Source organism: Methylococcus sp. ANG (genome assembly GCF_040730495.1).
Taxonomy (GTDB): Bacteria; Pseudomonadota; Gammaproteobacteria; order Methylococcales; family Methylococcaceae; genus Methylococcus.
Genome location: NZ_CP160399.1, coordinates 2066273 through 2079858 on the forward strand (window position 1 = coordinate 2066273; position 13586 = coordinate 2079858).

General features: G+C 66.1%; 9 protein-coding genes, 1 tRNA gene and 1 pseudogene. All 11 read right to left on the reverse strand.

Features of this window, described 5'->3' with window-relative positions:
- Positions 1-53 precede the first annotated feature (53 nt).
- The 11 genes and pseudogenes from ABZN20_RS09910 to ABZN20_RS09960 all read right to left on the reverse strand — a co-directional run bounded on the left by ABZN20_RS09910 (position 54) and on the right by ABZN20_RS09960 (position 13573).
- Positions 54-130, reverse strand: a tRNA-Val gene (locus ABZN20_RS09910).
- An 86-nt stretch (positions 131-216) separates the two neighbouring features.
- A complete protein-coding gene (locus tag ABZN20_RS09915) occupies positions 217-915 on the reverse strand; it encodes a hypothetical protein (RefSeq protein WP_367027519.1) in 699 nt (232 codons plus the stop codon).
- Positions 912-2789, reverse strand: a complete 1878-nt coding sequence (recD, locus tag ABZN20_RS09920; protein ID WP_367027520.1) for an exodeoxyribonuclease V subunit alpha — start codon at positions 2787-2789, stop codon at positions 912-914. Before recD ends, ABZN20_RS09915 begins: the two co-directional genes overlap by 4 nt.
- A gap of 59 nt (positions 2790-2848) precedes the next feature.
- Positions 2849-6451 (reverse strand): exodeoxyribonuclease V subunit beta, encoded by a 3603-nt coding sequence (recB, locus tag ABZN20_RS09925; RefSeq protein ID WP_367025143.1) that lies wholly within the window; start codon positions 6449-6451, stop codon positions 2849-2851.
- A complete protein-coding gene (locus tag ABZN20_RS09930) occupies positions 6448-9957 on the reverse strand; it encodes an exodeoxyribonuclease V subunit gamma (RefSeq protein ID WP_367025144.1) in 3510 nt (1169 codons plus the stop codon). Before ABZN20_RS09930 ends, recB begins: the two co-directional genes overlap by 4 nt.
- Before the next feature lie 88 nt (positions 9958-10045).
- A complete protein-coding gene (locus ABZN20_RS09935; protein ID WP_218807712.1) occupies positions 10046-10579 on the reverse strand; it encodes an REP-associated tyrosine transposase in 534 nt (177 codons plus the stop codon).
- A gap of 156 nt (positions 10580-10735) precedes the next feature.
- Positions 10736-11323 (reverse strand): IS5 family transposase, encoded by a 588-nt coding sequence (locus tag ABZN20_RS09940; protein ID WP_367025145.1) that lies wholly within the window; start codon positions 11321-11323, stop codon positions 10736-10738.
- Positions 11323-11499, reverse strand: a pseudogene (locus tag ABZN20_RS09945) (transposase); the annotation flags it as partial. The pseudogene ABZN20_RS09945 and the gene ABZN20_RS09940, both read right to left, overlap by 1 nt.
- A 325-nt stretch (positions 11500-11824) precedes the next feature.
- Positions 11825-12052, reverse strand: coding sequence for a hypothetical protein (locus ABZN20_RS09950; protein WP_367025146.1), 228 nt, complete (start codon positions 12050-12052; stop codon positions 11825-11827).
- A 66-nt stretch (positions 12053-12118) separates the two neighbouring features.
- Positions 12119-12388 (reverse strand): hypothetical protein, encoded by a 270-nt coding sequence (locus ABZN20_RS09955; RefSeq protein ID WP_367025147.1) that lies wholly within the window; start codon positions 12386-12388, stop codon positions 12119-12121.
- A gap of 99 nt (positions 12389-12487) precedes the next feature.
- Positions 12488-13573 (reverse strand): helix-turn-helix transcriptional regulator, encoded by a 1086-nt coding sequence (locus ABZN20_RS09960; RefSeq protein WP_218807720.1) that lies wholly within the window; start codon positions 13571-13573, stop codon positions 12488-12490.
- Between the last annotated feature and the right edge of the window lie 13 nt (positions 13574-13586).

Consider the following 13586-nt stretch of genomic DNA (forward strand, 5'->3'; position numbering starts at 1 on the left):
GACTCGAACCCACAAACAAAAAAGCATCGCCTTGCGATGCTTCCCGGGATATCTGGTAGGCGCGATTGGACTCGAACCAACGACCCCCACCATGTCAAGGTGGTGCTCTAACCAACTGAGCTACGCGCCTGTCGTAATTCGACAAGAAGCGGGCATTATAGCGATGTCATCCCCGCTTGCCAATACTTTGTCTTCCCTTCCGCTGGCAGCCACCGCTCAAGGCAGGCGCGGCGAAAATTCCAGCAGATCCCGCTGGTAGACCTCGTGAACTTCCGAAAACGGAAGATGATCGCGCGTGTACAGCACGGCCCGGTGCTCCAGCAGTTCCGCCGGAATCGCCAGGCGGCGCCTCGATTGCACGGTGGAGCCGACCCGCCCCGCCACAGCCCAGCCGTCCGGCAACGGCAACCATGGCAGCCGCGTCGAGACGGCCCGGCGATAAGGCTCGAGCGCGGCCACCGCCTTGCCGAACGGCGTGTCGGTGGCGTCCAGCAGCCGGTTCATTTCGGCCGTCAGGCGCGCAGGGACGTACCAGTTGTCCGCCTCGGACAGCACCCGTTCGCCGCATTTCAGCCGGACCCGGCGGTACTTCAGCTCGGCGGCGGATGCCACGCCCAGCCGCTGGAGCTGTTCGGCATCGGGCGCCTTGTCTTCTCCCTTCACCCGCTCGGCCACGATACGCGGCTCTGTCGCCAGCCGATAATCGCGGCACCATTTTTCCAGCACCAGCGTCGCGCTGCGGCTCGCCAAAAGCTCGGCGTTGAGGGTCTGGATCAGCGCCAGCGCGGCGAGGCGGCCGGCGCCGGTGTCCGGCCAGAACGGAGGCTTCGCCGGCTCGGCCAGGACAAACGCCGGCAAAGCCGCGAGGACCGCGGGGATGAAAAACAGCCAGCGGCAAGGGCCGGTCCGGCTCATGGCGATTCTCCTTGCAACCCCGATTGAATCTCCCTAAGCCGGGCGATCAGGCCGGAGTGGCGGCGGGTGCGGCGGCGGATGGCCTCCGCCAGCACCGGGGCGCCGCCAATGAGGGACACCGCGCGCCGGGCCCGGGTGATGCCGGTGTAGACCAGTTCGCGGGTGAGCACCGGCGAGACGCGGTCCGGCAGCAGCAGCGCCACCTGGTCGAACTCCGAGCCTTGCGACTTGTGCACGGTCATGGCGAAGGCGGTCTCGTGCTCCGGCAGCCGGGCGGGCGGGATGGCGCGGAACCCCCCGTCGGCGTCGGGAAAGCGCACCCGCAGCTCGCCGGAAGGCTCGGGCAGGACGATGCCGATGTCGCCGTTGAACAGCTTCAGCACGTAATCGTTGCGCAGCACCATGACCGGCCGGCCCGGATACCATTCGGCCCGTTCGTCCGCCCCCAAACCGAGCCGGCGGCGGAATTCGCGGGCGATCAGCCGGTTGACCGCCACCACCCCGCGCGGGGATTCGCGCACCGCGCAGAGAATGCGGAAGCGGTTGTAGGCGGCGAACGCCGCTTCCGGCGCTGCCGGGCCGGCTTGCATGACGGCTTGGTAATCGGCATAGCCGCCCAGCAGCACGTGCAGCAGGTCCGGACCGGGCGAAGCCGCGCCGTCTTCCAGCCAACTGACGCCGTCCTCCCCACCGGCCCGCAAGTCCGCGATCACCGCCTCGGCCTCGCCCAAGTTGACCCGCGCCGCCAGCCGCCCGATGCCGGAATCGCCGCGGAAGCGGTAGTTCTGCGTGAACCAGGCCACGCAATCCTTGAGCGGAGTAGGCTGGACGGGCGCGGAGGTGACGATGGCAGCCGGATCAGTCTGCGTCAGGGCGGCCAGACGTTCGATGATCGGCGGAGACAGCCCCGGATCGGCGCTGAGTTCGGCGAACACCGCCCCGGCCTCCACCGCGGCGAGCTGGTCCTTGTCGCCCAGCAGGATGAGCCGCCCGCTGGGGGACACCGCTTCCACCAGCTTGGTGGCCAAGCCCAGATCGAGCATCGAGGCCTCGTCGACCACCAGCACATCGGCGGCCAGCGGATTCTCCGCATGATGGCGGAAATGACCGCTTCCGGGGATCACGCCCAGCAGGCGGTGGATCGTGCCGGCGGCATCCGGAAGCTTCGCACGGATGGGCTCGGGCAGATGCGCCGCCCGCTCACGCAAAGCGTCCAGCATGCGGGCCGCGGCCTTGCCGGTGGGCGCGGCCAGGGCGATGCGGCAGTCCGGATTCTGGGCGATCAGACAGGCCAGCAGGTTCACCACCGTGGTGGTCTTGCCGGTACCCGGCCCGCCGCTGATGACCGTGAGCCGGCCCAGTAGGGCCAGGGCGGCGGCGAGCTTCTGCCAGTCGGGGCCGCCGGCTCGGGTTGGAAACAGGGCGTTCAACAGGCTCCGCACCGCCTCCGACGGCGGCGCCAGACCGCCACGGCCATGTGCCAGCCGCTGCAAGGCGGACGCCAGGCGACGTTCGTAGTCGAAATAGCGGTAGAGGTAGAGCCGCCCATCGTCGTCCAGAATCAACGGGCAAGGTTGGCCCTGGGGCGTACCGACCACGCCGGAACCGAGCAGCATCGTCCGCAAAGACTCCGGGCGATGCTGCGGGAAGTCTTCGGCCAGTTCGGCCAGATCGGTGCAGACATGGCCCTCCGTGGTGGCGAAGCTGGCCAGGTAAGCCGCCCGTTCCAGCACCTCGGGCGCCGACGGGTTCCTTGCCCAGCGCAGGCAACGGCGGGCGAAGCCGGCGGCGAGCAGGTGCTGTGGCGAAGAGTTGCCCTCATCCCCGGCCCTTTCACGCTGAACTCCTGCCCAGCGCCCTCCGGGTAAATGCAAATCTGCTCCTGGCAGATTTGTCCCAAAGGGGGAAGGGAGCAAGACTGATTCGGCGGCGCTCATGCCTCGAGCCTCCCGCCGATCAAAGCATCCAGCGCGGCGACGCAGTCCTCCGCGGGCCGGTGGAAATAGACGCCGGCGCCGTTCCAGGCCGGCCGGACGCCGCGCACGAACAGGTAGTACACGCCGCCGAAGTGGGTCGCGTAAGCGTAGTCCGGCAGGCGGCGGGCGAGGTAGCGGTCGAGCGCGACCGTGTAGAGCAGGTGTTGCAAATGATAGCCCTCCGCGGCCATGGCCTCCGCCAGCGCTTCCGGGCCGTAATCCTCGCGCGCATAGCCGAGATGGTTGGACTTCCAGTCCAGCAGGTAATAGCGGCCCCGGTGGCGGAACACCAGGTCGATGGCGCCCTGCAGATAGCCGCTCAGCGTCCGGAAATCCAGCTTGCCTATCGAATAACCGTGATCGCGCAGCAACGCGTTCAGCCGCACCGGCTCCAGCCCCTCGGCCGGCAGGCGGAAGGAAAGCTCGCTCAGCCGCTGGCCGCGGCCTATGCCGTTCAGCTTCAAGCCGTCGCCCAGATCGGTGGAGAGCACGTCGCCCAGCAGCCTCCTAAGCATGGCGGGTGCTGCCGGTTCCGGGCCCTGCGGCTGCAGCGCCAGGGCGCGGCCGATGGCGCCGTCCCAGCCGGTGGGATCGGTGAAATCGGCATGCTCGAACACATGATGGATGCAGATGCCGGCGGAAGCGCCGCGCGGAAAGCGCAGGACGTCGCTCTCGGGCAGCGCCGGCGGCGGCGGACCCAGGCCGGGGGCCACGCTGAGGGCATCGTGGTCGCGCCCCTCGGCGCCGGCCTCCATGGCACGGCTCAAGGAGGTGAAGCTGCCCGTGGACCAGCCCGGCGGAATCCAAGGCGGCGGCGTCTGCGCCGCCAGCCGCTCGAGGCCCGGCGGCGGTTCCGCCGCCGCGGGCACGGTGATGGCCGGCATCGGCGCGACGCCGGCCATCACCAAGCCGTGCCAGCCGGCTTCGATCCGCGCCGGATCGAGCTTGGTCTTGGTATCTCGCCATTGCTCGGGACTGTGATCCTTCCCGCAGGCGAGCCAGTTGAGCATGCTGCGGGTGCTTTCGCCGTAGGACACCGAGCCGCCGGCCTTGGCCCCGTAAACCCCGGCGAAGAGATAACAGCGCTGCACCGCGCGGGTCAGGGCCACATAGATCAGGCGCAGGGTCTCGGCGTCCTCTTCCAGCCGGCGCCGGCCCTTGATCTCGGCATCGTCTTTGGCTTCCGGACGGAAATCGAGCACCGGGACGCCGGCTTCGTCATGGTACTCGACGCCCTCCTGCCCGCCCCGCGAGTTGCGGTACCCGTCCCACAGATAGGGGCAGAACACCACCGGATACTCCAGGCCCTTGGACTTGTGGATGGTGACGATCTGCACCAGATTCTGGTCGGACTCCAGCCGCAACTGGGCGTCTTCCTGGGCCGAGGTATCCCGCCGCCGACTCTGGAGCCAGCGCAGCAGGGCGTCGGGCGAAGTCAGGCCGGCCTGGGCCTGGTGCAGCAGCTCCCCCAGGTGCAGCAGATTGGTCAACCGGCGTTCGCCGCCGGGCCGGGCCAGCACCCGCTGGGCCACGCCCTCGTCGTGCAGCAGCCGCCGGTACATCGGCCCGAAGCCGCGCCGGTGCCACAGCTCGCGGTATTCGCCGAAGCGCAGCAGGCTTTCCAGCAAGCGGTTTTCGTCCGCCGAAATCTCGGCGATTCTCAACGCATCGCAACCCATGATCTCCGTCGCCAGCGCGGCCCGCAGCAAGCGGTCGCGGCTGGGCTCGAGCACCGCCAGCAGAATGCGTTCGATCTCCTCGGCCTCCGGCGCGTGGAACACGCTGGCCTGCGACAGCTCGACACTGCCCACCCCCTGCCCCGCCAGGGCCTGGCGGATGCGCCGGCCCTGGGCATGGCTGCGCACCAGCACCGCGATGTCCGAGGCGCGCAAGGCCCGCCCGCCGACCCGGATGCGCCCCGCTCCGCCCTCGCGGATCAGGCGGGCGATCTCGGCGGCGGCGGTATCGGTGCAGCGCCGCATCGCTTCCGCCCGCAGCACCCAGTCCCCCGCCTCGTCCTTCGGCAGCAGCCAGACCTGGAACGGTGCGCGCGGCTCGGTGGCGTCGGCGAAAGCCGGGCGCGGCTTGGCTCCCGGTTTGACCGGACGGTAATCGAGGCCGTCGAGCATGAAGGCGCGGGGGTTGGCGCCGAACAGGGCGTTGCAGGCATCGATCACGCCCGCCACCGAGCGCTGGTTTTCCGCCAGCGTGTATTCGCGGCCGGCCTGGCGGCGGGCGCCGAGATAGGTGTGCAGATCGGCGTTGCGGAAGCTGTAGATCGCCTGTTTGGGATCGCCGACCAGGAACACCGGCCCGGCCTCCGCAGCTTCGGCCATGTAGAGGGCACGGAAGATGGCGAATTGCAGGGGGTCGGTGTCCTGGAACTCGTCGATCAGCGCCACCGGATAGCGGCTGCGCAGGGTCTCGGCCAGCCAGGGATAGCGGCCCGAAGTCAGGGCATCATGGACGTTCCACAGCATGTCGTCGAAGCCGATGACCCGCCGCCGACGTTTCTCCGCCCGCAACGCCTCCGCGCCCTGTTCGACGAGCTCCCGGATCAGGCCCAGGCGCGCGGCCGCCTGGCGCTCCCGGATGCCGTCTTTGAGCGCCAGCAGGTTTTCGGCCGCATCGAAGAACGGATGGGACGGCGTGGTCTTGCCTTTCTTCGTCCCCTTCTCCAGCACCGATGTCCGGAACAGCCGGATCTTGTCCTCCGCTGGCACCAGAGGATCGCCTGCGCCGAACCAAGCCTCCCACCCCATGCGCGCCAGTTCGACGGAAGCCGGCTTGTAGGAAACGCCGTTGAGCCCGTCGAGCGCCTCCACCACCAGGCCGACGATGCCGGCCGCATCCGCCCGCCACAGCCGCTGCGCCGCGCCGAACGCGGCCTGCAAAGCCTGCTCGTCCCGCTCGTCCGGCATTTCCACCGGATCGGGCCACAGTCTGTCCGACAGCGGCTTAGCCAGTGCGCGCCTGAAGAGGCCTGCGTATTTCTCCGGATCGTCGCCGGCCTCCAGCAGATGGGCGATCATGAGCCGGCTCAAGTCGCCGGCCGCGACCCGCCTGCGCCAGAAATCGTTGGCGACTTCCTGCGCCAGCATCGCGTCGTCCTGCACCAGCTCCAGCGAGAAGGGGAGACCCGCGGCGAAAGGGGTGCCGGCCAGGGCGCGCTGGCAGAAGCCGTGGATCGTGAAGATCGAGGCCTCGTCGAAGGCCAGCAGCGCCCGGTCCAGCCGCTCCCGCATCGTCTCCCGGTCCAGCTTCCCTTCGAGCGCCGACACCAGGCCGGGAACGAAGGGATCGCCCGCCGCCCCGCCCGTCCCGTTCAGGAACCCCAGGGTCTCGGCGATCCGGCCGCGGATGCGCTCGCGCAGCTCGGCCGTCGCCGCGTTGGTGAAGGTCACGACCAGGATGTCCTGCACCGCCCGCTCCTGCTCCAGCAGCAGCCGCAGGTACAGGCCGCAGATGTTCCAGGTCTTGCCGGTGCCGGCGGAGGCTTCGATCAGGTTGATGCCCGCCAGCGGGCAGCGGAACACGTCCAGGGCTTGTGCCGCACTCATGCGATGCGCTCGTCTTCCAGATGATCCAGCAGCGGGCCGAACACCGTTTCGGCGGCGCGGAGGAATTCGCCGTCCAGGGGATCGGCCTGGCCCCTCAGGGCCTGCCGGTAGGCGGGGTCTTCGGATTCGCCGCGGCCGTAGTCGGACGACTCCCAGCGCTTGCGCGCCTCGCGCCCGGCGGCCTCGGACTCGCCCTGCCGCAGCTTCAAGGCGCAGGCCCAGGCGCTCTTGGGGAAGAAATGCAGCGGCAGGCGCAGACCCTCCCGATACAGCGCGACCAGCTCGCGCAATCGCTCATGCGCCGCGGCCACCGGCCGGAGCCGGTATTCGCCGTCCCGCGAAATCCAGGTCGTGGCCGGCTCCACGCATCGGACCGCCAAGGCATTCAGGAACAGATGATCCAGCCAGCCGGAAAGATAATCCGCCGGCCGGGTGTCGTCGTAGCGCCAGCCCACCAGCCCACGGGGCCGCACCTGGCCGAGCGCGCCGCTCAGGGTCCAGGTTTCGCCCTCGATCTCGAAAACCAGCGCGCCCGGCAGCGGCTCCAGCGGCTCCTCCCGTGTCAGTTCCGAGATCCGCTTCGCATAATCCCGAATCCGCGCCAGCTCCCCTTCGAGCAGCAGTTCGCCGAGCCGCCCCTGCGGATACTCGTTGCCCGCCTTCGCCGCCGCCTCGACCGCCTCGTCCGCGGCGCCGGACAGCATCAGCGGCAGCAGCCGCTCGGCGAGCTCGCCGCGGTCGAAGTAACCGGGGAGGAACGGCTCGTCGTCGGCCAGCTCCTCCTCGCCCTCGGCCAGGGTCAGCCCCAGGCGCTGCTCCAGCAGATAGCGGCAGGGGTTGCGCAGGAAGCGCTTCAGGCCGTCCAGGCTCAGCTCGCGCCATTCGGGCTCCGGCTCGGACAGTTTCGCCGGGAAAAACGGCGCGGCGCTCTCGGGCGGCTCGTCCTCGCCCGAGTCTTCGTCCAGGGAGACGGGAACCGGCGGGGCCGCGGCTTTCAAAGCCTCGCAATATTCCGCATTGAAACTGACCAGCCGCGGATCCTTCGGCGCCGCGGCATCGAAATACACCGGCGAGAACGCCTGCAACGGATGTTCGACCACCAGCCGGCGCCGCGCCTCTTCCGGACTCTCGCCCTCGGCGGCCACCAGCGGCAGCACGTAATCCAGCAGCTCCGACAGCAGCGTCGAGGGCGGCAGAGGGGCGTTGTCGCGCACGCTGCGGCCGGTATAGCTCAGGTACAGCCGCTCCCGCGCCGCCAGCAGCAGGTCGAGGAATACATTGCGCTCGTCGTGGCGGCGCTGGCGGTCGCCGCGGCGCGGGGTCTGGGCGATCAGATCGAACTCGGTGGGCCGGTCCGGACTGGGGAACACGCCGTCGTTCAAGCCGACGACGCAGACCACCCGGTACGGCAGGCTGCGCAGACTGGCCATGGCGGTGAAGGTCACCCGCCCGGACGGCAGGCCGCCCCGGGCCGGATCGTCCAGCAGCGCTTCCAGCGCCGCCCGCACCACGTCCGGCGCGATCGCCTCGGTCACGCCGGCCTCGGCCCAATGCCGGCTCAGCGCGGCGATGGCTGCGCGGACCTCCTGGAGATCGGAGACGGTTTCGGGCGTCTCGGCCAGGAAATCGCCGGCCAGCGCATTCAGCCGCTCGATCCAGGCCTCGGGTGCCGCCGGCGTGCTCCAGGCACGGTGCCAGTGGTCCAGGGTGTCGACGAAATGGGCGAACCCGCCTAGCGCCAGCGCCTCCGACCCTTCCGCATCCGCCGCCGGCAAACGCCCGTCGAACGGCGCGGGGACGTCCCCCAGCGCATAGCCCAGGAACAGCCGGTCCAGACCGTCGCGGAAGCTGTGCCGCTCCACCTCCGGCACACCGGCCGCCTTCCGGTGCGCATCGTCCAGCCCCCAGCGGATCCCCGCCGCCCGGAACCAACCGTGGACGCGCTCCAGGTCATCCGGTTCCAGGCCGAAGCGGGTGTGCACCAGCGGACGCTGCAGGAACTCGTACACTTGGCTGGCCTTGCAGCGGGAGGCGAACAGATCGAGCAGGGCCAGCAGCGCGGCGGCGGCCGGGTTCTCCACCGTCCTGCGCAAGCCGGTGATGGTGTAGGGAATCCGCCGCGCCGGCGGCGCCGTGCCGAACACCGCATCGATCAAAGGCGCAGCCTCCTCCAGCCGGGGCGTCACGACCAGGATGTCCGAGACTTTCAATGGATGCTCGCGCAGCGCACCGGATTGTTCCCCGGAACCTACGGGTAGGGTGGATAAGCGTAGCGCATCCACCTCCGCGCTGACTCGAAGAGCAGCGGAGCCGACTCGAAGAGCAGCGAAGCTGAATTTGGCGGATGCGCCGCAGCTTATCCGCCCTACGATCCCGATAGGTTCCTGGGTAGGGTTGGGGTGAGGGCCATCCCCCCCGAGCATCGCCAGCAACTGATCGTGCAGCACCTCCAGCTCCCGCACCAGCGAATGGCAGACATGGACCTCGATGCTGCGGTCCCCGGCCACGGACGCACAGGAACCCGGCTCGGGATCGCGCAGATCGAGGATGGCCTCCTGCACCGCCGCCAGCAGGCCCATCCGATCCGGCGGCTCGAACCGGGCATCGTCGATCACCGCCCCTTCCGCCTTGTCGAACAACAGATCGATGTGCGCCTGGGTCTGCTGTCCCCAGGTCGCCAACAGGCGGTTGCCGGTCTCGCGGTACAGCGCATCGCCCCGAGCCGCCAAGTAGCTCAGCCGCTTGGGATCGACGATCTCGAACCAATATTCCCGGCAAGGGTTCAGCACGTACAGGTGCAATTCGGTCCACCGCGCCAGCTTGCCGAGGATGTCCAGATACAGCGGCGGAATGGTCGGCAGGCAGAACAGATGGGCCCGCTCCGGCAGTCCGGCCCGGCGTATCGCCTCCGGCCCCAGCGCTTCCACGGCCCGGAAGAACGCCGCCGAAGGATGCTCCTGCCGCGCCCCCATCTCGCCCATCAGCGCCCGCCACAGCGCCGCTTGCCAAGCCTCGTCTTCCCGGCCTGCCTCCGTCAGACCCTCGGCCGGCTGGCCTCCCAGCCAGGCCGCCAGCCAATCCGGGCGGTAGGTGATGTACTGCTCGAGCAGTCGCGCCACCCGCTGCGCCAGATCGAACCGCATAGCCGCATCGGCCCGCTCCACGTAGGACGCCAGCCGCGGATGCGCCGAGACCAGCGTTTCCTCGCCCAGTGCCCGAAACACCCGCCAGGTCAAGGTGGCCGGCTCGAACGGCGAGGACTCGCCCACCTCGATCACCTGCCCGATCCGCGCCCACAGCCATTGCGCCAGATAGCTGAACTCGACGTTCGCGCACACCCCGAACCGGTCCGCACAATCCAGCTCCAGCCGCCGCCGGATGCCGACGCTGGGCACGATGAGCTGCTCCGCCACGAATGGATCGGCCGGTCCTGGCGCCAGATCGTCGAACAGACGGTCCGCCAGGGATTCGAAGCGGTTGGAGAAGACGATGTTGAGGGGGGTCATGATTACGGGAAAAGGGTGTTGGGTATTTAATCGTTCCCACGCTCCAGCGTGGGAACGCAGCCAAGGACGCTCCAGCGTCCCATTTCCTTCAGCACCACCGGTCGATCTCGATCATTCCTGCCTGTCCGCCATAATTCCGCGCGCTCGAATACCGCCAATGTTCGGGCAAGTCCACATATCCGCGCTTCACCGGGTTTTGGTGGATATAGTCCAGCTTCTCCCGCATCACAGTGTCGCTGAAAACCATTTCGGCATGGGAGCCTTCTTGCCAGAATTGGTATTCCCGATCCTTCTTATGCGCCCGCTTGGCAAACCGCAGACGGGCCAACAGGCGCTCCGCCTTGTGCGCCTCCAGCAGTTCGATGAGCCGGGCGGCTGTGTACGATTTGAAGCTGCTCAAGCATTTATCCAACCATGGTGCCTGGCCAACGAAGTGCAGGTGATTCTCCAGTATCACATAGCCGAAGAGCCGCAAACCGTCGTTCGCGCGTTGATGGGACCAGCTATCGAGGAGTATCTGGACCGAATCCGGCCGGGTGAAGACGGGAAGCCACTCGACGACCGTGCAGGTCAGAAAATGGGGTTTTTCGGGCTCCAGAATCACATAGCGGCTTCTGCCCATACGGTTTCTCCTTCAGTTCGGGACGCTGGAGCGCCCCCAGCTGGCGTTCCCACGCTGGAACGTGGGAACGATCAATCAAGTTATCTCGGTGGGTTCTGGCAGCTGCGACACGTCCGGCTCGTCTTTGATCACCCTTAGAACCTGTCTGGTAAAAGTTTAAGCACATTTAGCAAGAGTCAGCTTGAGCATGGCGATGCGAATCATGTTTTCGGCAGTGGCGGTGAGGATTTCGACATCCTTGGCGAGTCGGCGGAACGACCCGAGCCAAGCGAAGGTGCGCTCGACCACCCAGCGCTTGGGCAGGACTGCGAAGCCATCTTTGATCTTCTCGGAAATATGCAGCGTCAACCCCAAGGTCTCGTCGACAAACCGAACGGCGGTGCCGCGATACCCGGCGTCGCCGGAAAAGGCCTGTAGACCGGGATGCTTTTCCGCGGCTCGACGCAGCACCTCGCAAGCCCCCACCGTATCGTGAAGGTTGGCGGCATGAACCTGGACGTGCAACAGATTGCCCAAGACATCGACCACGATATGGCGTTTGCGGCCTTTCACTTTTTTGCCGCCGTCGATGCCACGCTCTTCGCTGTCGTACTGGGTTTTGACGCTTTGCGAATCAATGATGCCGTAGCGGGGACAGGGCGCTCTGCCGTTTTTTTTCGCCGTTGCCGATTCAAGTCGTCCAGCGCGCGTTCCCAAACGCCGTTTTTGTTCCAGCGGCTGAAATGGTCGTACACCGTTTTCCACGGAGGAAAGTCGTTGGGCAACTGCCGCCACTGGGCACCCGTTTTCACCAAGTACAGAATGGCATCGACGATGCGTTTTCGCGAATGCTTACACCCGCTGCCTCGCCGATCATTGGGCTGAAAGTAGCGCTCTATCCGCGCCCATTCGTGCTCTTTCAAATCACTCGGATAACTCAATGGCTTCGCTCGTCAGGTCCAGGGACCATTGACTTTACTACGTTTTGTTTTTCAAGACAGGTTCTGAGTGTTCTGAGCATCTTGTGCCGCCATGGGAAACCTCCGTGAATACGATTGAGAAAGTCTGTCTGGAGACACTGACCTGCGTGTCTCGACGGCACTCACGATAGCGAGACGTCGTGACAGATTAGGTCGCGCCCATGAGTTTTTTCCACTCTCGTGGTCGAAATCTCATCCAAACGGCATCGGCGTCTTGGTGTTGGACGACGTATTGTCAGATGCGGATATGAAACGGCGGCATCCCTTCCATAATTTCCTATGATGTTTATATGCTTCCGCGATCCCAGAAATTCATGAATTTCGCGACAGCTATGAATATTCCGCCAAGAATTACCACCCCCAAAGCCGTCGTTGCGGTGAGATAAGGATATTTGTATTCGATGAAAAACATGGCTGACAAAATCAGGCATCCGACCCATGTCATGCAGCGTCCAATCATCCAGATGACTTTGACCGGCTTGCTGCTTCCTTCGATAACGACTTGAGTCTTCATTTCCACGCCTTTCGGTCTAAGGAAAGTTGGAGGCGAACGTGAACACCATGCCTGCCGAACCGTCAATCAGGTTTGTTGTTGGCCCGTGTCGTCTTCCCTTTCCTCCCTGAGCTTGCCGTCCCAAATCTTTTCCTGGACCGTTTTGTCCTTGAAGAAGCGGCGCGGATTGCCACACATCCAGCAACTGCAAGCCGCGGGCGTGGTGACGTGGCGGCCGAGCCGGCGTGGATCGCCTTGATCGGACGGCGGCACGCCGAAGTCGAGGCGCCGTGCTTTCTTGAGGCGGGCCAGATGATGGCGGCGCAGAGCCCGCGCGGTGTCTTTGCTGTGCGTCATACCCTTTCCTCCCGTTCGAAGTGAACATTCCTGAAACGGCGATTACAGTGGAAAAACTAGCTCAGAGCCGCGACAAATTAGGTCGCGCCGGGGGGGGGATCATGCTTGGTAGCGCTGCACCGCGTTGCTCAAGGTCAGGGCGATTTCGTCGCGGAGAGCCGGCGGCTCCAGGACTTCGACCCGATCGCCGAAACCGAGCAGCCACCAGCGCAGGCGCTGGGTGTTGGCGACCGTGGCGCGGAACCGGACGCGGCCATCGGGCAAGCGTTCGCTGCGCTGATCCTCGCTTAGGGGCGATTCCTCGAGATGGACGGCGATTTCGGCGTCGAACAACAGTTGCACCTTGAGCTTGGCCGGGGGCGTCACGGTACCGGAGGTGGTCACGCTCAGAACGTCCAATGGGTAGTCGAAACAGGTTTTCGCGTAGCGTTCCAGCTTGAAGCTGCGCATGGGAGAAACCGGACTGTCGAGCAGGGAGGCGGTTTCCATCCGATGCAGTACCAGGTGCTTCAGATCCGTGTATTCGAAAAGCGTGGCGACGACATAGATGATGCCATCACGTATCACCAGACCCCGAGGGCTGACCTCGTAATCTCGGGCCGGTCCGTTGCGAGGACGATAGCGCGCCTGGAAACGGCGATCTTCGAACAGCGCGGCATAAACAACTTCGAGAATGTCCGGACGGACGTCTGGATGAAGAAGGGGCTGGCTGTTGGGTATGACCTGGACTTTGGCAGGCCAGATCGAGTGCTGATCGTCACCTGCCGCATCCAAAATTTCCTGAGCCCGCCGGAAGTGCGGGCGGAGTTCGCTCAGTGTCGAACGCGGCAGCACCGGGGCGAGAAACGCCTCGGCCAGCCGGAACATCAAGGCGGTTTTGGCATCCAGCTTGGGAATGTCGAGAACCGCGTCCTTTTGCCAGAACCAAAGATTGCCGTTCGGTCCGGCCCGGTAGTCCAGGGCGGGAAATACCGACATCAGGGCCATGAGGTTGCGCTCGACGGTGCGCTTATGGACCTCGTAGAGGGGATCGATGCCGGCCAGTTTGGCTTGGAGTTGCTGGGCCGTGACTCCGCCCGGCTCCCGCGGAATGAGCTGGAGCATGACCCATTGGCGGAGGATGGCGTCCTTGAGTTCGTTGCGATTGGAGTTTTTTGGGGGGAGCGTATCCTGGAAATCGGTCATTCGCTGTCCTGTC